This window comes from Streptomyces sp. SID5910, assembly GCF_009862125.1.
Lineage (GTDB): Bacteria > Actinomycetota > Actinomycetes > Streptomycetales > Streptomycetaceae > Streptomyces.
In genome coordinates this window covers 1-19,534 of sequence record NZ_WWHX01000771.1, presented here as the reverse complement: position 1 = coordinate 19,534, position 19,534 = coordinate 1, and the positions used below count along the sequence as shown (strand labels likewise).

Genomic DNA, 19,534 nt, shown 5'->3' with positions numbered 1-19,534 from the left:
TGAAGGACGTGCTCGCGCGGCTCGCCGCGCTCAACAGCGACGCCTACGGCGGCTGGTCGTTCCTCGACCTCAAGCGCGTCCTGGACGCCGCCAGCGCCAGCCCCTACAAGTCCGACGGCGTCATGGTCGTCTCCCGCGACCGCGTCACCCGTGCCCTCGCCGACCGCGACACCGACGGTTCCGCTTCCGCCGAATGACGGCAGGGAACCGACCCCCGCCGGGCCAGGGAGGCAGGGAGAACTCCCTGACCGCCTCCCTACCCCGCCTCCCCGGCCCTGAACTGCACAGATGATCGTTCAGGGAGTCAGGGAGGCACCCAGGTCAGACCCCCCGAACACCCCCTCCAAACGGCACCCCGAAGGGGGTGCCTCTGCCTCCCTGGCCATCCGCCGGAAGGGATTCCGCATGCACCCCGAGCACACCCCGCACGTGCCCGCACAACGGACCGTGGAAGTCCACCAGCCCACCCCGCTGCCGCCCGCCACCATGGCGCCGGCGCCGCTCGTGACGGTGCAGCCGGGCACGGTCCCGACGGTCGCGAGCATCGTCCTCCCGGACGGCCGCGTCGTCTCCGGCTACGCCATCGACCACGCCCGGCCCGAGGCGGTCGCGGCCAAGCCGGCCGTCTCGCGGACGGCCGTGAACGTCGCCCTCGGGGGCGTTGGCTTCCTCGCGGTGTGCGGCGGGCTGATCCTGCTCACTTCGTTCATCGCCGCGCTCACCGCGTTCATCACCCAACTGATCATCCTGGCCGCCGTCGTCTTCGGCGGATGGATCGCCGTGCAGGTCTTCAGCGCGAGCGGCCACCAGGGCGGCACCACCGTGAACATCCGCAAGGCCGTGATCAAGCGCAACCACTTCCACGGCTAGCTACGCCAAGGGCGGCCCCCCTCATCTCGCCAAAGATCGCGGGGCCGCCCTTGTCACCCAGCACCCTTCGACAGGACTGGAGACACCCAGCATGACCCATGACCCCCAAACGGCGCTGCTGTCCGCGGCGCTGGCCGCCGCCGCGCGCGGCTGGCCCGTCTTCCCGCTCCGTCCCGGCACCAAGCGCCCCGCGCTGCATGGAGAGACGGCCTGCCCCCGCACCGGACCCTGTTCGGACGGGCACCGCAAGTGGGAGCAGCGGGCCACCACCGACCCGGACCGTATCCGGGCCGCCTGGTCGCGGGCTCCGTTCAACGTCGGTATCGCCACCGGCCCGTCCGGGCTGCTCGTGGTCGACCTGGACGTGCCCAAGGACAACAGCAGTGGGGACGCGCCTGGCGGCGCGACGACCTTCAGGGCGCTCTGCGAGCGCACCGGGCAGGCCGTCCCCCACACCCGCACCGTGCGGACCGCGAGCGGCGGACAGCACCTGTACTTCACCGCCCCCGCCGCCGTGCGGCTGCCCAACACCGCCGGGACGCTCGCCCCGCGCGTCGACACCCGCGCATGGGGCGGCTACGTCGTCGCCGCCGGCAGCCTGGTCGACGGCAGCCGGTACGAGACGGTGGGGCCCGCTCTGTTGCGGCCCCTGCCCGGATGGCTCAAGACCCTGCTGGTGCCCCCGCACCCGATCAACCGGCCGCCCGTGGCGGCACCGGCCAGCGGGCGTCGCCGCCCGTACGTCGATGCCGCCCTGGCCCGGGAGACCGCTGCCGTCACCACCGCCCGCGAGGGGCGGCGGAACGCAACACTGCTGCGGGCCGGGCGGGCACTGGGCCGGTTCGTCGCATCCGGCGACCTGACTCGCACCGAGGTGGAGAACGCTCTTCAAGGGGCGGGAGAGGCGGCCGGACTCACCGTCGCCGAGTGCCGCGCCACTATCCGCAGCGCCCTGAACTGGTCCATCACCCACAACGCCGCCCGCAGGGGGGTGGCGGCATGAGTCGTCGCCGCCCTTTGAAGAGCATCACCGCGGCCCCGGACGGCCCGCTCGCCGCCCGGCCGGCCGCACCTCGAACGGCCGTGGGCGTGCCGAAAGGCGCCGCCCGTCAGGGCGTCCGAACTGCTCTTGGTCCTGACTCGCGGCCGGCCACCGTCACCAGCATTGAACCGGGTCTCCGCATCCGCACGACGGGCGTACCGGTCGCCGACTGGCTGTGTGCCTGCGGGCACCGCGAGCGCGCCCGAGGCCGCGCCGCCGTCGTTGAGCTGCAAGCACGGGTGCGCGTCGGCGTCTGCGGGCACGTCACCACGACTGAGGGGAGGGCCGCCGCATGACGACTGTCATCGACGGGGCCGCGCTGCTCGATGAGGTGGAAGCCTTCCACCGCCGGTTCAACGTCTTCCCACACGAGGCCGCCTACGTCGCCGTCGCGCTGTGGGACGCGCACGCCCACCTGCTCGACTGCTTCGACTCCACCCCCCGCCTCGCGTTCCTGTCCCCCGAGCCGGGGTCGGGCAAGTCGCGGGCGCTGGAGATCGTGGAAACCCTCGTGCCGCACCCCATGGTGGCGGTCAACGCGTCCGCCGCCGCCCTGTTCCGGGCTGTCTCGGGGGCCGACGGCCGGCCGACGATCCTGTTCGATGAGATCGACACCATCTTCGGCCCGAAGGCCGGGGACAACGAGGAATTGCGTGGCTTTCTCAACGCCGGTCACCGCCGCTCCGGGGTGACCTACCGGTGCATCGGCGACGGCGGCAACCAGACCGTGCAGGCATTCCCGTCGTACTGCGCGGTCGCGGTCGCCGGTCTCGGCTCCCTGCCGGACACGATCCTGACCCGCTCGGTCGTCATCCGCATGCGCCGCCGGGCCCGCAACGAACGCGTGGAACCGTTCCGGGCCCGCGTCCACGAGACGGAGGGGCACAAGCTGCGTGACCGGCTCGCGCAGTGGGCCGAGCAGGCCCGCGCCTCCGTCGTCGGGGCCTGGCCCGAGATGCCCGACGGGGTCACCGACCGGCCCGCCGACGTGTGGGAGCCGCTGCTCGCCGTCGCGGACGCCGTCGGCGGTGACTGGCCCCGACGGGCCCGGGAAGCGTGCGTGACGCTGGTGACCGCCTCGCAGTACACGGACAAGCACAGCCTCGGTATCCGGCTGCTCACCGACCTGCGCGACCACGTCCTCATCGGCATCGACCGCCTGCCCACCATCGCTATCCTCGACCGGCTCAACGCCCTGGACGACGCCCCCTGGGCTGACCTGGATGGCAAGCCGCTCGACAACCGGCGCCTCTCGCGGATGCTCGGGGAGTACATGACGGCCGACAACGAGCCGATCCGCTCCCGCAACATCCGCACCGCCGGCGGAGTCCTCAAGGGCTTCCACGCCTCAGACCTGCAAGACGCGTGGGCCCGCTACTGCCCCGCACCACAGAACTCCGCTACAGCCGCTACGCCGCTACAGCCCAGCTCAGAGCCCCCGCATCTGTAGCGGCACCCCAGCGTGTAGCGGCTACGCCCGCCACCCCCCGCAGCGCGTGCGTAGCCGCTACACGCCACCCCTCCGCTACAAAAAATCACCCGCTGACCTGCGATGTAGCGGCGTAGCGGATGTAGCGGACTTCCAAGAAGAGGCCCAAGCACCTTGCCTGCCGAGAAGGAGTCGCACCGTGGCCCGCCCCAAGATGCTCAAGCTTCCCGAAGTCCTCGAAGAGATCGAGATGAGCCGCGCCGCGTTCTACCGCATGCGCGCCCGCGGCAAGGCCCCCAAGCTCATCAAGCTCCCGAACGGGCAGATCCGCTGCCGCCGCACCGACCTTGACGCCTGGTGGACGTCCATCGAAGACGCCGCCTGACCATCGCCGCACGAGAAACGAGGGGCCCGCTTCCAGTGGGCCCCTCTGGAGTTCCTATGGCACTGACCTACGACGTTCGTCTGTACTCCATCGAGATCCGCAAGGAGCGGCCCAAGCCCTACCGCGTCCGATGGCTGGTGGGAACGCGGAAGCACTCCAAGAGCTACACACTCAAGGTTCAGGCCGAGGGGCGCCGGTCGGAACTCATGGCCGCCGTGCGACGCGGTGACCAGTTCGACGAGGAGACAGGACTTCCGGTCTCCGAGCTGCGCGCCAAGCTGGGCTCCATCACCTGGTACGACCACAGCCGCGCGTACGTCGATCGCAAGTGGGCGTTGGCGCCAGCCAAGTCCCGGAAGAACTACGCCGACGCGTTGGCGACCATCACCCCCGCCCTCGTGAAGACGCGCACGGGGATGCCTGACGCCGCCCTCATGCGGCGTGCGCTCTACGGGTGGGCGTACAACCGGAACCGGTGGGCCGACACTCTCCCGGACGACGTGGCCCGCGCTCTCTCCTGGGTCGCCAAGCACTCGTTGCCCGTCTCTGCTCTGGAGGACCCCGCAACCGTGCGTCTGGCGCTGGATGCGCTCTCCCTGCGGCTCGACGGCAAGGAGGCGGCACCACGGACCGCGAAGCGCAAGCGTGCCTGCCTGAGTGACGTTCTCGGGCTCGCCGTGGAAGAGCAGTACTTCACCATGCCGGTGAATCCGATCGGTGCCGTGAAGTGGACCGCCCCCAAGTCGGTGGAAGCGGTCGACCCCGAGAGCGTCGCCAACCCACGCCAGGTCCGCGCGCTGCTGGCGGGGGTACGCGAGCAGGGGCCGCGGGGGCGGCACCTGGAAGCCTTCTTCGGGTGCCTGTACTACGCGGCTATGCGGCCGGCCGAGGCCACCGCGGTGCGCGCAAGCCAGTGCCACCTCCCTGAAACGGGGTGGGGGACGCTCACCCTGCGACAGGGGATCGTCCGGGCCGGACGGAGTTGGACCGACGACGGAACGGCGCATGAGGCACGTCACCTCAAGGCCCGGGCCAAGAACGACTCGCGTCCGGTACCGATCCCCCCGCACTTCGTCCGGCTGCTGCGCGAGCACATCGCCTCTCAGGGCACGGCGCCCGACGGTCGGCTCTTCCGGACGAACCGGGGAGGTCTGCTGCAAGAGACCGGCTACGGCGAGGTCTGGGCCAAAGCCCGGAACGACGTGCTGAGCGACGCTGAGACGGCCTCGCTGCTGGCCCGCCGCCCCTACGATCTCCGGCACGCGGGAGTGTCGTTCTGGCTCAGCTCCGGAGTGGACGCGATGGAGTGCGCCCGTCGCGCCGGCCACAGCATCGCCGTGCTGCACAAGGTGTACGCCAAGGTTCTCGACCAGACGCGGGAGCACGCGAACAGCCGGATCGATGCGGCTCTGCGGGAGTGGAACGAACCGGAGTGATCACGCTCACCCTCGGGGGACACCTGGGGGACACGCGCTGATCGAAGGTGGGATACGGGCGGTACGAGGTGAGACACGCCCGCGCCGTGCCCGCCAGAAATCGAACGGGATACGGCACGAAGAAACCCCCTCTGACCAGCACTATTCTCTGGTCAGAGGGGGTTTCCCTCAGTGTGGCGGCGCCAGGATTCGAACCTGGGAAGGCTGAGCCGGCAGATTTACAGTCTGCTCCCTTTGGCCGCTCGGGCACACCGCCAAGGTTTGCTGCCCTTCGAACCGTCTTGCGGCGGCGCTCCGTGGCAACGACGTAAACAATACCCGATAGGGAGGGGTGCTTCGCCACCCGATTGATCTCCACCCCGAGCGCGGGGGGTGGCTAGGCTTGTGCGGATGCGGCCGCGAAGCCTGCCGGGCTCGGCGGTCGCCCATGTATGCCGGTACGGACCCGATACGCACCCAGATGCAAGGAGCCACAGGACATGGCCGACTCCAGTTTCGACATCGTCTCGAAGGTCGAGCGGCAGGAGGTCGACAACGCCCTCAACCAGGCCGCCAAGGAGATCTCGCAGCGCTACGACTTCAAGGGCGTGGGTGCCTCGATCTCGTGGTCCGGGGAGAAGATCCTCATGGAGGCCAACTCCGAGGACCGGGTGAACGCCATCCTCGACGTCTTCCAGTCCAAGCTGATCAAGCGCGGCATCTCGCTGAAGGCGCTGGACGCGGGTGAGCCCCAGCTCTCCGGCAAGGAGTACAAGATCTTCGCGTCGATCGAGGAGGGCATCTCCCAGGACAACGCGAAGAAGGTGGCGAAGATCATCCGCGACGAGGGCCCCAAGGGCGTGAAGGCGCAGGTGCAGGGTGAGGAGCTGCGGGTCAGCTCCAAGAGCCGCGACGACCTGCAGACCGTGATCTCGCTGCTCAAGGGCAAGGACTTCGACTTCGCCCTGCAATTCGTGAACTACCGGTGATCCAAGGGTGGGCGCCCTGTCGGTGCCCACCCTTCACCCTTTTCGCTGCCCGTCCGGTCCGGGCGCCGCGCTCAGTCGCGCGAGTTCCCGAACAGGATGCGGTAGGCGATCAGGAGGACCAGCGAGCCGCCGATCGCCGCCGCCCAGGTGGCTCCGTCGTAGAAGTCCTTGCTGATCGGGTGGTCCAGCCAGCGGGCCGATATCCAGCCGCCGATGAACGCGCCCGCGATGCCGATGACGGTCGTGCCGATGAAGCCGCCCGGGTCGCGGCCCGGCAACAGAAGCTTGGCTATGGCTCCGGCCAACAGTCCGAGGATGATCCAGCCGATGACGGTCATGCCGTGACCCTGCCCTTTCTCGCCGTGCCCGCGCTGTCCGAGCGCTGTGGGCTCGTACCTCCGCGTGTGTTCATGTCTTCTTGGTGAGGGAGACGTTACGGCCGCTCCCGGTGGTTGCGTCGATCAGTAGGGTGCGGCCCATGACACCTGCGGGTTCGGAACTGCGGCGCACCCTGGGCGTGGGCGACGCGGTGGTCGTGGGGCTCGGTTCGATGATCGGTGCCGGGATCTTCGCGGCCCTGGCGCCCGCTGCGCACGCCGCCGGGTCGGGGCTGCTGATCGCCCTCGCCGTGGCCGCCGTGGTGGCCTACTGCAACGCCACCTCGTCGGCGCGGCTGGCCGCCCGCTGTCCGGCCTCCGGCGGCACGTACGTCTACGGACGTGAGCGGCTCGGGGAGTTCTGGGGGTATCTCGCCGGGTGGTCGTTCGTCGTCGGCAAGACGGCCTCCTGTGCCGCCATGGCGCTCACCGTGGGCGCGTACGTCTGGCCGGGACAGGCGCACGCGGTGGCGGTCGCGGCCGTGGTGGCGCTGACCGCGGTGAACTACGGCGGGGTGCGGAAGTCGGCCTGGCTGACGCGCGTGATCGTGGCGGTGGTCCTGGCTGTCCTCGCTTCCGTGGTGGTGGCGTGCCTGGCGTCGGGACGGTCCGACGCGGGGCGGCTGGACGTCGGGTTCTCGGGCGGCGCCGGCGGGGTGCTTCAGGCGGCCGGGCTGCTGTTCTTCGCGTTCGCGGGGTACGCCCGGATCGCCACCCTCGGTGAGGAGGTACGGGACCCGGCGCGGACCATCCCGCGCGCGATCCCGCTGGCTCTGGGCATCACGCTGGCCGTGTACGGGTGTGTCGCGTTGGCTGTCCTCTCCGTGCTGGGGCCGACGGGTCTGGGTGGGGCGACCGCGCCGCTGGCCGACGCGGTCCGGGCGGCCGGCGTGCCGGGGCTGGCGCCGGTCGTGCGGGCGGGTGCCGCCGTCGCCGCGCTGGGCTCGCTGCTCGCCCTGATCCTGGGCGTCTCACGGACGACGCTGGCCATGGCCCGGGACCGTCACCTGCCCGGAGCGCTGGCCGCCGTGCACCCGCGCTACCAGGTGCCGCACCGGGCCGAGCTGGCCGTGGGCGCGGCGGTCGCCGTCCTGGCCGCCACGGTGGACGTGCGGGGCGCGATCGGATTCTCCTCCTTCGGCGTGCTGGTGTACTACGCGGTGGCCAACGCGTCGGCCTGGACGCTGGAGTCGGCGCGGACTGCGGCGCGGGTCGTGCCTGCGGTGGGGCTGGCCGGATGCACGGTGCTGGCGTTCTCCCTGCCGGTGGTCTCGGTGATCGCGGGCGTGGGGGTGCTGGCCGTGGGCATGGTGGCGTACGCGGTGCGGGGGCGGCCGGCTGCGCGGTGAGCCGCCGCCGGGGTTCGGCGTGCGTGAACGGGGCTGCCTCGGTGGGTTATGGGTCTTCGGCGTCGTCCGGGTCGTCAATTGCTCGTTCGCGGTCATGGCTTCATGATGCGCCGCACCGACGGGCGCCGTTCGGGCCTGTGGACAACCTCGCGGTTGTGGACAAACGGCGGCCCGTCCCGCCACTCCCCCGGTCTACCAACCGTTCTGAGCGCCGGCGGTGGCCGTGAACGGCTGGTCCGTACGCACGATCTCGCGTCCCAGCGGGAGCAGCGAGACCGGGATCAGCTTGAAGTTGGCGATGCCGAGCGGGATGCCGATGATCGTGACGCACAGGGCGATGCCCGTGACGATGTGACCGATGGCCAGCCACCAGCCGGCCAGGATCAGCCACAGCACGTTGCCGATGCAGGAGGCCGCTCCCGCGTCGCGGCGCTCGACCGCCGCGTACCCGAAGGGCCACAGGGCGTAGACACCGATGCGGAACGCGGCGATGCCGAACGGGATGCCGATGATGGTGATGCAGAGCAGCACCCCCGCGAGCAGGTAGCCGAGGAACAGCCAGAAGCCGCTGAGGACGAGCCATATGACGTTGAGAATGGTCTTCATCGCTGACGACCTGCCATCTTTTCGAGCCGGGCGATTCGCTCCGCCATCGGCGGGTGGGTGGAGAACATCTTCGACAGCCCCTGTCCCGGGCGGAACGGGTTGGCGATCATCATGTGGCTGGCCGTCTCGATCCGGGGCTCCGGGGGCAGCGGGAGCTGCTTGGTGCCGGCGTCGAGCTTGCGCAGCGCCCCCGCGAGGGCCAGCGGATCGCCGGTGAGCTGGGCGCCGGACGCGTCGGCCTCGTACTCGCGGGAACGGCTGATCGCCAGCTGGATGAGGCTCGCGGCGAGCGGGCCGAGGAGCATGATGAGCAGCATGCCCAGGAGGCCGGGGCCGTCGTCGTCGTTCGACCGGCCGATCGGGATCAGCCAGGCGAAGTTGACCAGGAACATGATCACGGAGGCCAGGGCGCCCGCGACCGACGAGATCAGGATGTCGCGGTTGTAGACGTGACTGAGCTCGTGTCCGATGACGCCGCGCAGCTCGCGCTCGTCGAGCAGGCGCAGGATGCCCTCCGTGCAGCACACGGCGGCGTTGCGCGGGTTGCGGCCGGTCGCGAAGGCGTTCGGGGCCTCCGTCGGCGAGATGTACAGGCGGGGCATGGGCTGGCGGGCCTGGGTGGAGAGGTCCCGGACCATGCGGTACAGCGCCGGGGCCTCGAACTCGCTCACCGGGCGGGCGCGCATGGCACGCAGGGCCAGCTTGTCGCTGTTCCAGTAGGCGTACGCGTTCGTGCCCAGGGCTACGAGGACGGCGACGACGAGGCCCGTTCGGCCGAAGAAACTGCCGATGACGATGATGAGCGCGGACAGTCCCCCGAGGAGAACTGCGGTTCTGAGCCCGTTGTGCCGGCGGTGCACGGTACGCCCTCCAAGTCGTGCAGCAGGGAAACCCTTTGCTTGCTTGTCTCGCTCGCTGTGGTTGCTTCCTGGTCTCCGGTGCCCCTGGGTCGTGATGTCACGTCCAGTGGACCCTTCCGTACTGGTCAACGCCAGGCGACGGCCGCCAGTTCCCCGGCGGGCACGGCCGCGCGCGTGGTCCGTCCGGGTGACGGCCCGGCATGCGGCACGCGCGCGTGGAGGCCGAGTGCCCCACGCGCGCGTGCCGATACGCGGCTGCCGGTCAGAACAGCCCGGTGTCGGCGAAGCGCAGGATCAGCTGGGGCGCTCCGGACAGGGCGACGGCGAGGACGGCGGTCGCGGTGATCGCTGCCGTGAGCGGGGCGGGCAGGCGGTGCCGCACGGCCTCGCCCTCGGGTGCGCGGAACAGCAGGGCCGTCCACTGGAGGTAGTAGAACAGCGCGATGACGACGTTGACGGCCATGACGACGGCCAGCCAGCCGAGGCCCGCGTCGACGGCCGCGGAGAAGACGGTGACCTTGGCGAAGAGGCCGATGATGCCGGGCGGCAGTCCGGCGAGGCAGAGCAGGAAGAAGGCCAGGAGCAGGGCGGTCAGCGGATTGGTCGCGTACAGGCCGCGGTAGTCGGCGACCCGGTTGAGGGCCCGCGTACGGCCCACCAGGGCGGCCACCGCGAAGGCGCCGAGGTTCACGGCGGCGTACATGAGGGCGTAGGCGACGGTGGAGCCGATCGACCGTTCGGGGTCGTCGGAGTAGCCGGCGGCGGCGATCGGCACCAGGAGGTAGCCGGCCTGGCCGACGGACGACCAGGCGAGCAGGCGTACCGCGCTGTACGCGCGCGTGGACTGCTGGCGCAGGGCTCCGACGTTGCCGACGGTCATGGTGAGGGCGGCCAGTACGGCGAGGGCGGGCGCCCAGGCGTCGGCGTAGGACGGGAGGGCGACGACCGTGACGAGGATCAGGCCGGAGAAGCCGACCGCCTTGCCGACGACGGACAGGTAGGCGGCGATCGGCAGCGGCGCGCCCACGTAGGTGTCGGGCACCCAGAAGTGGAAGGGCACGGCGGCCGTCTTGAAGGCGAAGCCGACGAGGGTGAGGACGACGCCGGTCTGGGTGAGCGTGGTGAGCTGCCCGTCGACGTGCTGGACCCGGTCGGCCACCTGGGTGAGGTACAGGGTGCCGGTGGAGGCGTACACGAAGCTGATGCCCATGAGGCTGACCGCGGTCGCGGTGACCGAGGACAGGAAGAACTTCAGCGCGGCCTCGGAGGAGCGCCGGTCGCCCTGCCGGAGGCCGACCAGGGCGAAGGCGGGCAGGGAGGCGACCTCCAGGGCGACGACGAGCGTCGCCAGGTCGCGGGAGGCGGGCAGGAGGGCCGCGCCGGCGGCCGAGGACAGCAGCAGGAACCAGAACTCGCCCTCGGGCAGTCCCCGGTCGGCGTCCTTCACGGCGGTGACCGAGAGCAGGGCGGCCAGGAGCGCCCCGCCGAGGACCAGGAACTGGATGGCGAGGGTGAAGGTGTCGGCGGTGTAGCTGCACACGTCGGCGTCGCCGGTGAGGCAGAACGTGGAGCGGTCGTCGCCCACGAGAGGCAGCAGCAGGAGCGCGGAGGCGGCGAGTCCAGCGACCGCGACCCAGCCGAGCAGCGCCTTGCGGGCGTCCGGGACGAACAGGTCGGCGACGAGGACAACGAGTCCGACGACCGCCGCGAGGGTGGGCGGCGCGATGGCGAGCCAGTCGACGGACTGGACGAGGTTCTGGGCCAGGGGCTGGGCCAGGGAGCTCATCGGGTGCCTCCTGAGAGGAGCTGCTGCACGGCCGGGTCGGTCAGCCCGAGCAGGGTCTTGGGCCACAGCCCGGCGACGACGGTCAGGACGACGAGCGGGGTCCAGGCGGCGAACTCGTACGTGCGGACGTCGGTGAGCTTCGGGGATTCCTGCGGGACGGCGCCCATGCAGACGCGGCGGACCACGATCAGCATGTACGCGGCGGTCAGCAGGGTGCCGAACGCGGCGATCGCCATGAAGGTGAGGAAGGCGGGACGGCTGAGGCCCTCGTGGGGGTCGAAGGCGCCGAACAGAGCCAGCATCTCGCCCCAGAACCCGGCCAGGCCCGGCAGGCCGAGCGAGGCGACGGCGGCGAAGGCGAGCAGGCCGCCGAGGCGAGGCGCCTTGCCGTACAGGGCGGCGCCGGTCTCCTCGGCAAGGGTGTCGAGGTCGGTGGTGCCGGTGCGGTCCTTCAGGGCGCCGACCACGAAGAAGAGCAGGCCCGTGATGAGGCCGTGGGCGATGTTGGCGAACAGGGCGCCGTTGACGCCGGTCGGAGTCATGGTCGCGATGCCGAGCAGCACGAAGCCCATGTGGCCGACGGAGGAGTAGGCGATGAGGCGCTTGAGGTCGCCCTTCGCGCCCCGCTTGGCGAGGGCCAGGCAGGCCAGGGAACCGTAGATGATGCCGACGACGGCGAAGGCGGCGAGGTAGGGCGCGAAGGTGCGGAAGCCGTCCGGAGCGGCCGGGAGCAGGATCCGGACGAATCCGTACGTGCCCATCTTCAGCAGGAGGCCGGCCAGCAGCACCGAGCCGACGGTCGGCGCGGCGGTGTGGGCGTCGGGCAGCCAGCTGTGCAGCGGCCACATCGGGGTCTTCACCGCGAGCCCGATCCCGATCGCCAGAACGGCGATGACCTGCACGGATGTGGTCAGCGACCGGCCGTTGTCAGTGGCGAGTGCCACCATGTCGAATGTGCCCGCCCTGATTCCGATCAGGAGCAGGCCGAGCAGCATGACGACGGAGCCGAGCAGTGTGTAGAGGATGAATTTCCAGGCGGCCCGGGTCCGTCCCTCGCCGCCCCAGCGGGCGATGAGGAAGTACATCGGTACGAGGACGGTCTCGAAGGCGAGGAAGAACAGGATCAGGTCGAGGACGGCGAAGGTCGCGAGGGTGCCGGACTCCAGGACGAGCAGCAGCGCGACGAACGCCTTCGGGCTCGGCCCGGTAGGCAGCTTGAAGTACGAGTAGAGCGCGCACAGGAAGGTCAGCAGCGCGGTCAGGACCAGCAGGGGGAGGGAGATGCCGTCGATGCCGAGGTGGATGCGCACGTCGAGTGCCGGGATCCAGCTGATGTCCGTGCTGGCCTGCATCTTCGACGGATGGTCGTGGTCGAAGCCGAGCACGAGGACGATCGCGGCGAGCAGGACGACGCCGGTCACGGTCACGCCGTGCCGCAGGACGGCCTGCTCGGGTGACTTCCCCTTCAGCCCGGGCGGGGCCGGCAGGAGAGCCGCGGCGGCGCCGAGGAGCGGGCCGACGACGACGAACGCCAGAAGGAACTGCATCACGGACTCGTTGATATCGATCACGCCTGCTCACGCTCCCGTGGCGACGAGGACGGCGGCGACCGTGAGGACGACGGTGCCGGCGAGCAGCGCGCTCACATAGGTCTGCACATTGCCGGTCTGGGCACGGCGTACGGCGGCCCCGAGCCAGCGGGGCAGGGCGCCCGCCCCGCGTACGTAGGTGTCGACGACCGCGCGGTCGAGGAACCGGACGAGGCTCGCGCCGGCCTGGACCGGGCGGACGAAGAGGGCCGAGTACACGGCGTCCAGGTGGAAGCCGACGGCCGCGTGGCGGTGCAGCGGACCGAGCAGCAGCCGTCCGGGGTCGGCCGGGTCCGGGGCGGAGGCCACGTTGCCGTAGGCGGGGGTGTGGCTGGCGATGGCCTCGGCCTCGACCTGGCCGGCGTCGGCCTCGGGGTGGGCGGCGACCGCGCCCAGCGGGACGCGGGCGGCGAACGCGGTGGTGTGCCGCCAGGCCGCGTAGGTGACGATGCCGCCGACCAGGGCCACGCCGGTGCCGAGCACGGAGGTGGTGAGGGCCGGGGTCAGGTCGATGCCGTCGAACCAGTCGGGCAGCAGGCGGAAGGCGAGTCCGCCGAGGGCGAGGGAGGGGATGGCGAGGACCCAGAGCACGGCGTTCATGACCAGCGGCTGCCTGCCGTGGTCGGGGGCCTCGGCGCCCCGGCCGCGGAAGGCCAGCAGCCACAGGCGGGTCGCGTAGGCGGCGGTGAGGAGGGCCGTGACCAGACCGGCGATCAGGACGGTCCAGCCCGCGGCGCCGGGTGCGTGCTCGGTGTGGCCGGTGACGACGTGCTCGGCGGCGCCGAGGACGGACTCCTTGGAGAAGAACCCGCTGAACGGAGGGATCGCGGCGAGCGCGAGCAGTGCCACGGTCATCGTCCAGTAGGCGTCCGGGACGCGGGTGCGCAGGTCGCGCATGCGGGACATGGCGGCCAGCGAGTTGGTGCCGGCGGCGTGGATGATCACGCCGGCGGCGAGGAACAGCAGCGCCTTGAAGGCGCCGTGCGTGAGGAGGTGGAAGACGGCGGCACCGCGGTCGCCGGCGGCGAGAGCGCCGGTCATGTAGCCGAGCTGGCCGATGGTCGAGTAGGCGAGGACGCGCTTGATGTCGTCCTGGGCGAGCGCGGCGAGCGCCGAACCGACCATCGTGACGGCGGCCATGACGGCCAGGACGACCATCGCGGCCCCGGAGGCCTCGAAGAGCGGAAGGAGCCGGGCGATGAAGTAGACACCGGCGGCGACCATCGTCGCGGCGTGGATGAGGGCGGAGACGGGTGTCGGGCCCGCCATCGCGTCGGGGAGCCAGGTGTGCAGCGGGAACTGCGCCGACTTGCCCGCCACGCCGGCCAGGAGCAGCAGGGCGATCAGGGTCGGATGGTCGAGCGAGCCGCTCGCCACCGCGCCGAGGATCCTGGTGATGCGGAAGGAGCCGGTCTCGGTGGCCAGCGCGAGCAGGCCGATGAGGAAGGGGACGTCGCCGAGCTTGGTGACCAGGAAGGCCTTGAGGGAGGCGGCGCGGGCCTCCGGGGTCTCCCAGTAGTGGCCGACCAGGAAGTACGAGCAGATGCCCATGACCTCCCAGCCGACCAGCAGCACCATCAGGTCGCCGGAGTAGACGACGAGGAACATGGCGGAGGTGAACAGGGAGACGAGCGCGGCGTACGAGGGGTAGCGCGGGTCGTCGCGCAGGTAGCCCGTCGAGTAGAGCTGCACGCAGGTGGCGACGCAGCCGACCAGGACGGCGACGAGGGCGGCGAAGCCGTCGATGTGCAGGGCGAGTTCGACGGGGACCGAGCCGGTGGGCGTCAGTTCCGTGGCGGCGTCGACGGCCCGGCCACCGCCCTGGCGTGCGGCGACCAGGACGGCGAGGACGACGGCCGCCAGCGTGGGCAGGACGGCGAGCGGACGGACGAAGCCGGGTGCGGTGCGGCCGAGGAGCAGGCTGGCGGCCGCGCCCAGGAAGGGAAGGAGGGGGACGAGTACGGCGAGGGTGGTCGTGGTCACGCGGTGGCCTCAGCCTTCTCGGCCGTCCCGGTCGCGGGGGCGTCGGTGTCGGGGCCGTCCGGCTCGTGGCCCTCGGCGGTGTCGCGGAGCCGGTCGATGTCGGCGGTGCCGCGGTTGCGGTGGACGGCGAGCACGATCGCCAGGCCGATGCCGATCTCGGCGGCGGCGATGGCGATGGTGAACAGGGTCAGGGCCTGCCCGGAGTGCAGGGTCTCCTCGGCGGTCTTGCTGAGCCAGACGTCGAAGGCGACCAGGTTGAGGTTGACGGCGTTGAGCATCAGCTCGACCGACATCAGGACCAGGATCGCGTTGCGGCGGGCCAGGACTCCGTACAGGCCCGTGCAGAACAGGAGGGCGGAGAGGACGGCGGGATAGGCGAGGTGCATCAGCGGACACCGTCCTTGTCGGCACCGTCCGGGGTGGCTGCCGGGCCGGGGGTGGCTGCCGGGCCGGGGGTGCCGGCCGCTCGCTCGGCCTTGGCCTTGCGGGACAGGACGATCGCGCCGACCAGGGCGGCGAGGAGGAGGACGGAGAGGGCCTCGAAGGGGAGGACCCAGTTCTGGAAGAGGCTCGCTCCGGTGACGGCGGTGGAGCCGGCGGCCGGGCCGTCCAGGTCGATCCAGGTGGTCCGGAAGGCGTCGGCGACGACCCACACCAGGGCCGCCGCGGCGGCGACGGCCACGGTGAGGGCGGCCCAGCGGTTGCCGGAGTCGGCGTCCGGGGAACGGCCGATCGGGGCCCTGGTGAGCATCAGACCGAACAGGATGAGGACGACGACGGAACCGACGTAGATGAGGACCTGCACCCAGGCGATGAACTCGGCGGTGAGCAGGAGGTACTCGACGGCGAGGCCGCCGAGGGCCACCACCAGCCACAGGGCGGCGTGGACGAGCTGGCGGGTCGTGACGGTGACGACGGCGGCGCCGAAGGTGACGAGGCCGACGAGGAGGAAGGCGATCTCGACGCCGGTCGGGGACAGGAAGCCGGGGTGCGCGGCGGCGAGGGTCACGACTCTCCTTCCTTCGGCTCGGCGGGGGCGGTCTGCTCGGCCTGGGCCGCCTGCTCGGCCTGCTGCTGGGCGGCCAGTTTGTCGGCGGTCTTGCGGGCGGCGGCGAGTTCCTTCGGTTCCTCCGCGCCGGGGTCGAGGGCGGGCGGGGCCGGGACCGTCCACATCCACTCGCGGAGCTTGTCGCGCTCGTGGGTGAGGTCACGGATGTCCGTCTCGGCGTACTCGAACTCGGGGGACCAGAACAACGCGTCGAAGGGACAGACCTCGATGCAGATACCGCAGTACATGCACAGGGAGAAGTCGATGGCGAAGCGGTCGAGGACGTTGCGGCTGCGCTCGCGGCCGCCGGGCGCGGCCGCAGGCACCGTCTCCTTGTGGGAGTCGATGTAGATGCACCAGTCGGGGCACTCGCGGGCGCACAGCATGCAGACCGTGCAGTTCTCCTCGAACAGGCCGATCACGCCGCGGGTGCGGGGCGGGAGGTCGGGCTGGGTGTCCGGGTACTGCTCGGTGACGGTCTTCCTCGTCATCGTGCGGAGGGTGACGGCCAGGCCCTTGGCCAGGCCGGAGCCGGGGACGGGGGACATGGTTACTGGATCACCACCTTGACGATGCCGGTGAGGGCGATCTGGGCGAGGGAGAGGGGGACGAGGAGGGTCCAGGAGAGTTTCTGGAGCTGGTCCTCGCGCAGGCGGGGGTAGGTGACGCGGAGCCAGATCACGACGAAGGCGAGGACGGCGGTCTTCAGCAGGGTCCAGACCCAGCCGAGGCCGTCGGCGCCCCAGGGTCCGTGCCAGCCGCCCAAAAACAGGACGGTGGTCAGACCGCACAGCACGACGATCCCGGCGTACTCGGCGAGGAGGAACAGGGCGAAGCGCAGGCCGGTGTACTCGGTGTAGGCGCCGAAGATGATCTCCGAGTCGGCGACCGGCATGTCGAACGGGGGGCGCTGGAGTTCGGCGAGACCGGCGACGAAGAAGACGATCGCGCCGACGATCTGCCAGGGCAGCCACCACCACTCGAAGGCGTCGAGGATGCCGACGAGCGAGACCGTGCCGGCCGCCATCGCGACGGAGGCGGCGGTCAGGAGCATCGGGAGTTCGTACGCGAGGAGCTGGGCGGCGGTGCGCAGGCCGCCGAGGAGGGAGAACTTGTTGGCGGAGGCCCAGCCGGCCATGAGCGAGCCGAGGACGCCGACGCCCATGACGGCGAGGACGAAGAAGATCCCCGCGTCGACGACCTGGCCCACCGCGCCCTCGCCGGGGCCGATGGGGATGGCGAGGAGGACGAGGAGGTACGGCAGCAGGGCCACGGCGGGGGCGAGCTGGAAGACGCGGCGGTCGGCGTCCGCGGGGACGACGTCCTCCTTCTGCGCGAACTTCACGCCGTCCGCGACGAGCTGGGCCCAGCCGTGGAAGCCGCCGGCGTACATCGGGCCGAGCCGGCCCTGCATGTGGGCCATCACCTTGTGCTCGGTCTGGCCGACGATCAGGGGGAAGGTGAGGAAGACGACGAAGACGATCAGGAGGCGCAGGGTGACGTCGAGAGCGTCGTTCACTGCGGGCCTCCTGGGCGGTCGTCGGGGGTTTCGGGACGGGCGGGGGGCGGCGCGTCCCGGGGCGCCGGGGTCTCCGGTGCCTCGGGGGTCTCGGGGGATTCAGAGGCCTCAGCGGTCTCCGTCGCCTCAGGGGTCTCCTGGGCCTCGGGGGTGTCCGAGGCTTCCGGGATCTTCTGGGGCTCCGGTCCCTCGGGGGTCGTTTCGGGGCTGTCCGGGGTCTCCGCGCTCCCCGGGCTCTCCCCGTCCTCCGTGCTCCCCCGGCCGCCGGGCTCCGTGGGCTCGTCGAAGGCAGGGCGGGCGTGGTGCCAGGGTGCGTCGGGGCTGCGGGGCGCGGCGGGGGGCTTCGGGGCAGGGGGCGTCTCCCCTGCGGCACCGGACGGACCGCCAGCGTCCGACTGGCCGGCAGCGTCGGGCCGACCCGCAGTGGAGCCGGTTCGCTGTGATGCCGAGCCCTGGCTCGCGCTGCGTGCGCGGCGGGCGGTCGGTGTGCGCGGTGCGGTGGCGTCGCCCGCTTCCCCGCCGGGCGCGTCCGCCGGGGCCTCGGGGGCTGCCGGTCCCGGCCGCTGCGACGCTGAGCCCTGGCTCGCGCTGCGTGTGCGCCGGGGCGTCGAGGCCGGCGGTGCCGACGACGGCTCCGTGGCCGGGGCTTCCGCGCCCGGCGTCGCCGTGGCCGACGTTTCCGTCGCCGGGGGCCCAGCAGCCGAGGACTCCGGAGTCGGCGTCCCGGTGCCCGGCGTCTCCGACCCGGACGTCCCCGAAGCCGGAGCCCCCGAAGCCGACGCCCCGGTGCCCGGTGCTTCCGTACCCGGCGTCGCCGCCCCCGGCGTCTCCGGAGCCGGAGTCCCCGGAGCCGTAGCCGAAGTCGTTTGGCCGGCGGAGCCCTCCGCCGCTGTGCGCATGCGGCGGGCCGGGCGTTCGCCGGCCGGGCGGGCCGGGCGGTCGCTCGCGGTGCGGGCCGGGCCTCGGGCCGGGCGGGTCGGGGCCGGGGGGAGCTGGCCCTTCAGTGGGCCCCATTCGTTGGGGTCGGGGACGCCCGGCGGCAGCATCTGGCGGCGCCGGGGGCCGCCGTGGTCGGACTCGCCGGGTTCCTTCGCGCCGGGCCAGGCCTTGGCGACGCGGGCGGCGAGGACGAAGTCCTTGCGCAGGGGGTGGCCCTCGAAGCCTTCGGGCAGCAGCAGGTGGTCCAGCGCAGGGTGGTCCTCGAAGGCGACGCCGAACATCTCGTGCGTCTCGCGCTCGTGCCAGGCCGCGCCCGCGTAGACGGAGACGGCGGTGGGCAGGACGGGGGCGTCGTGCGGGACCGTCGTGCGCAGCAGCAGCCGGCGTACCGGTCCGAGGGCCACCACGTGGGCCGCGATGCGGAAGCCCGTGCCCGGTTCGTCGACCGCGCTCAGCCAGTCGAAGTACGTGCAGCCCAGCCGGTCGCGGGCGGTCTCCAGCGCGGAGATCCAGGACGCGGGCGGCACGTCCACGGTGAGGACGTCGTAGGACTCCTCGGCCGTGGCGTCCGCGCCGAAGAGTTCCCCGGCGTCGGCGGGCAGCCAGCCGACCGTGCTCATCGGCCCTCCCCCGACGCCGAGTCCGCGTCCGCGTCCGCGGATGACGCCGACGCCGGCGGCTGCACCAACCCGCTCTGGAGCGCCGCCGCCGACGGGCGTGGCGTCGTGCCGTAGCGCTCCCCCAGCGACTCCCGGGCGATCTTCTCCTGGAGCTTCAGGATCCCCTGGAGCAGCGCCTCGGGGCGTGGCGGGCAGCCGGGGACGTAGACGTCGACGGGGATGATCTGGTCGACGCCCTTCGTCACGGAGTAGGAGTCCCAGTACGGGCCGCCGCAGTTGGAGCAGGCGCCGAAGGAGATGACGTACTTCGGCTCGGGCATCTGCTCGTAGAGGCGCTTGACGGCGGGCGCCATCTTGTCGGTGACCGTGCCCGACACCACCATCAGGTCGGCCTGGCGGGGGCCCGGCGCGAACGGGATGACGCCGAGGCGGATGAAGTCGTGGCGGGCCATCGACGCGGCGATGAACTCGATGGCGCAGCAGGCGAGGCCGAAGTTGAAGACCCAGAGCGAGTAGCGGCGGCCCCAGTTGAGGACGACCTTCATCGGCTCGGGGGCGAGCCGGGAGAGCGCGCCGAGCCGCTTGGGTTCGGGGAGCAGCACCGGCTCGGCGGCGCCATCGGGGCCGGAGGCGGAGGGGTTCACGTCCATGACAGGACGCCCTTCTTGTATGCGTAGAGCAGGCCCACGGTGAGGAAGCCGAGGAAGACGAACATCTCCACGAGCGTC

21 protein-coding genes and 1 tRNA gene are annotated in these 19,534 nt (G+C 71.6%); 8 read left to right on the top strand and 14 right to left on the bottom strand.

Annotated elements, in window-relative coordinates:
- From GTW67_RS27200 to GTW67_RS27175, 6 genes are all read left to right on the top strand, one after another.
- On the top strand, nt 1-197 hold a 197-nt coding region (locus tag GTW67_RS27200; RefSeq protein WP_161167423.1), incomplete at its 5' end, for a hypothetical protein.
- A 208-nt stretch (nt 198-405) separates the two neighbouring features.
- Nucleotides 406-870: a hypothetical protein gene (locus GTW67_RS27195; RefSeq protein ID WP_161167422.1), complete on the top strand. Its 465-nt coding sequence runs from the start codon at nt 406-408 to the stop codon at nt 868-870.
- Nucleotides 871-961: 91 nt separating this feature from the next.
- A complete protein-coding gene (locus tag GTW67_RS27190) occupies nt 962-1,873 on the top strand; it encodes a bifunctional DNA primase/polymerase (protein ID WP_161167421.1) in 912 nt (303 codons plus the stop codon).
- A 331-nt stretch (nt 1,874-2,204) separates the two neighbouring features.
- Nucleotides 2,205-3,362: a DUF3631 domain-containing protein gene (locus GTW67_RS27185; RefSeq protein WP_161167420.1), complete on the top strand. Its 1,158-nt coding sequence runs from the start codon at nt 2,205-2,207 to the stop codon at nt 3,360-3,362.
- 178 nt (nt 3,363-3,540) lie between these two features.
- Entirely contained in the window at nt 3,541-3,726 is a 186-nt protein-coding gene (locus GTW67_RS27180; protein ID WP_031044323.1) for a helix-turn-helix transcriptional regulator, read from the top strand.
- A 56-nt stretch (nt 3,727-3,782) separates the two neighbouring features.
- Complete coding sequence (locus GTW67_RS27175) at nt 3,783-5,162, top strand: tyrosine-type recombinase/integrase (RefSeq protein ID WP_161167419.1); 1,380 nt, start codon at nt 3,783-3,785, stop codon at nt 5,160-5,162.
- 174 nt (nt 5,163-5,336) lie between these two features.
- On the opposite strand, the gene GTW67_RS27170 is transcribed toward GTW67_RS27175, so the two are convergent.
- Nucleotides 5,337-5,418, bottom strand: a tRNA-Tyr gene (locus tag GTW67_RS27170).
- Nucleotides 5,419-5,641: 223 nt separating this feature from the next.
- Here GTW67_RS27170 and GTW67_RS27165 point away from each other — a divergent pair.
- Nucleotides 5,642-6,130, top strand: a complete 489-nt coding sequence (locus tag GTW67_RS27165) for a YajQ family cyclic di-GMP-binding protein (RefSeq protein WP_161167418.1) — start codon at nt 5,642-5,644, stop codon at nt 6,128-6,130.
- A 71-nt stretch (nt 6,131-6,201) separates the two neighbouring features.
- Here GTW67_RS27165 and GTW67_RS27160 read toward each other — a convergent pair whose 3' ends face one another.
- On the bottom strand, nt 6,202-6,468 hold the full coding sequence (locus GTW67_RS27160) for a GlsB/YeaQ/YmgE family stress response membrane protein (protein ID WP_161167417.1): 267 nt from the start codon (nt 6,466-6,468) through the stop codon (nt 6,202-6,204).
- Between the two features lie 140 nt (nt 6,469-6,608).
- On the opposite strand from GTW67_RS27160, the gene GTW67_RS27155 reads away from it, so the two are divergent.
- Complete coding sequence (locus GTW67_RS27155) at nt 6,609-7,856, top strand: APC family permease (RefSeq protein ID WP_161167416.1); 1,248 nt, start codon at nt 6,609-6,611, stop codon at nt 7,854-7,856.
- A gap of 192 nt (nt 7,857-8,048) precedes the next feature.
- On the opposite strand, the gene GTW67_RS27150 is transcribed toward GTW67_RS27155, so the two are convergent.
- From GTW67_RS27150 to ndhC, 12 genes are all read right to left on the bottom strand, one after another.
- Nucleotides 8,049-8,462: a YccF domain-containing protein gene (locus tag GTW67_RS27150; RefSeq protein ID WP_161167415.1), complete on the bottom strand. Its 414-nt coding sequence runs from the start codon at nt 8,460-8,462 to the stop codon at nt 8,049-8,051.
- Nucleotides 8,459-9,322, bottom strand: coding sequence for a zinc metalloprotease HtpX (htpX, locus tag GTW67_RS27145; protein WP_161167414.1), 864 nt, complete (start codon nt 9,320-9,322; stop codon nt 8,459-8,461). The genes GTW67_RS27150 and htpX overlap by 4 nt, the downstream gene beginning before the upstream one ends.
- A gap of 262 nt (nt 9,323-9,584) precedes the next feature.
- The gene (locus tag GTW67_RS27140; RefSeq protein ID WP_161167413.1) at nt 9,585-11,108 is read right to left on the bottom strand and encodes an NADH-quinone oxidoreductase subunit N; all 1,524 of its coding nucleotides are present in this window, start codon (nt 11,106-11,108) and stop codon (nt 9,585-9,587) included.
- Nucleotides 11,105-12,679, bottom strand: a complete 1,575-nt coding sequence (locus GTW67_RS27135) for an NADH-quinone oxidoreductase subunit M (protein ID WP_161167412.1) — start codon at nt 12,677-12,679, stop codon at nt 11,105-11,107. Before GTW67_RS27135 ends, GTW67_RS27140 begins: the two co-directional genes overlap by 4 nt.
- A 6-nt stretch (nt 12,680-12,685) precedes the next feature.
- Entirely contained in the window at nt 12,686-14,680 is a 1,995-nt protein-coding gene (locus GTW67_RS27130) for an NADH-quinone oxidoreductase subunit L (RefSeq protein ID WP_161167411.1), read from the bottom strand.
- Nucleotides 14,677-15,066 carry an NADH-quinone oxidoreductase subunit NuoK gene (gene nuoK, locus GTW67_RS27125; protein WP_161167410.1) on the bottom strand — a complete coding sequence of 130 codons (390 nt, stop codon included), beginning with the start codon at nt 15,064-15,066 and terminating at the stop codon, nt 14,677-14,679. The genes GTW67_RS27130 and nuoK overlap by 4 nt, the downstream gene beginning before the upstream one ends.
- The gene (locus GTW67_RS27120) at nt 15,066-15,689 is read right to left on the bottom strand and encodes an NADH-quinone oxidoreductase subunit J family protein (RefSeq protein ID WP_346010750.1); all 624 of its coding nucleotides are present in this window, start codon (nt 15,687-15,689) and stop codon (nt 15,066-15,068) included. Before GTW67_RS27120 ends, nuoK begins: the two co-directional genes overlap by 1 nt.
- Complete coding sequence (locus tag GTW67_RS27115) at nt 15,686-16,276, bottom strand: NuoI/complex I 23 kDa subunit family protein (RefSeq protein ID WP_161167409.1); 591 nt, start codon at nt 16,274-16,276, stop codon at nt 15,686-15,688. The genes GTW67_RS27120 and GTW67_RS27115 overlap by 4 nt, the downstream gene beginning before the upstream one ends.
- A 2-nt stretch (nt 16,277-16,278) precedes the next feature.
- Nucleotides 16,279-17,247: an NADH-quinone oxidoreductase subunit H gene (locus GTW67_RS27110; protein WP_161167408.1), complete on the bottom strand. Its 969-nt coding sequence runs from the start codon at nt 17,245-17,247 to the stop codon at nt 16,279-16,281.
- Nucleotides 17,244-18,806, bottom strand: a complete 1,563-nt coding sequence (locus GTW67_RS27105; protein WP_161167407.1) for an NADH-quinone oxidoreductase subunit C — start codon at nt 18,804-18,806, stop codon at nt 17,244-17,246. The genes GTW67_RS27110 and GTW67_RS27105 overlap by 4 nt, the downstream gene beginning before the upstream one ends.
- Nucleotides 18,803-19,456, bottom strand: a complete 654-nt coding sequence (locus GTW67_RS27100) for an NADH-quinone oxidoreductase subunit B (RefSeq protein ID WP_161167406.1) — start codon at nt 19,454-19,456, stop codon at nt 18,803-18,805. The genes GTW67_RS27105 and GTW67_RS27100 overlap by 4 nt, the downstream gene beginning before the upstream one ends.
- Nucleotides 19,447-19,534, bottom strand: an 88-nt coding sequence (gene ndhC / locus GTW67_RS27095) for an NADH-quinone oxidoreductase subunit A (RefSeq protein ID WP_161167424.1), incomplete at its 5' end; no start/stop codon positions are given. The genes GTW67_RS27100 and ndhC, both read right to left, overlap by 10 nt.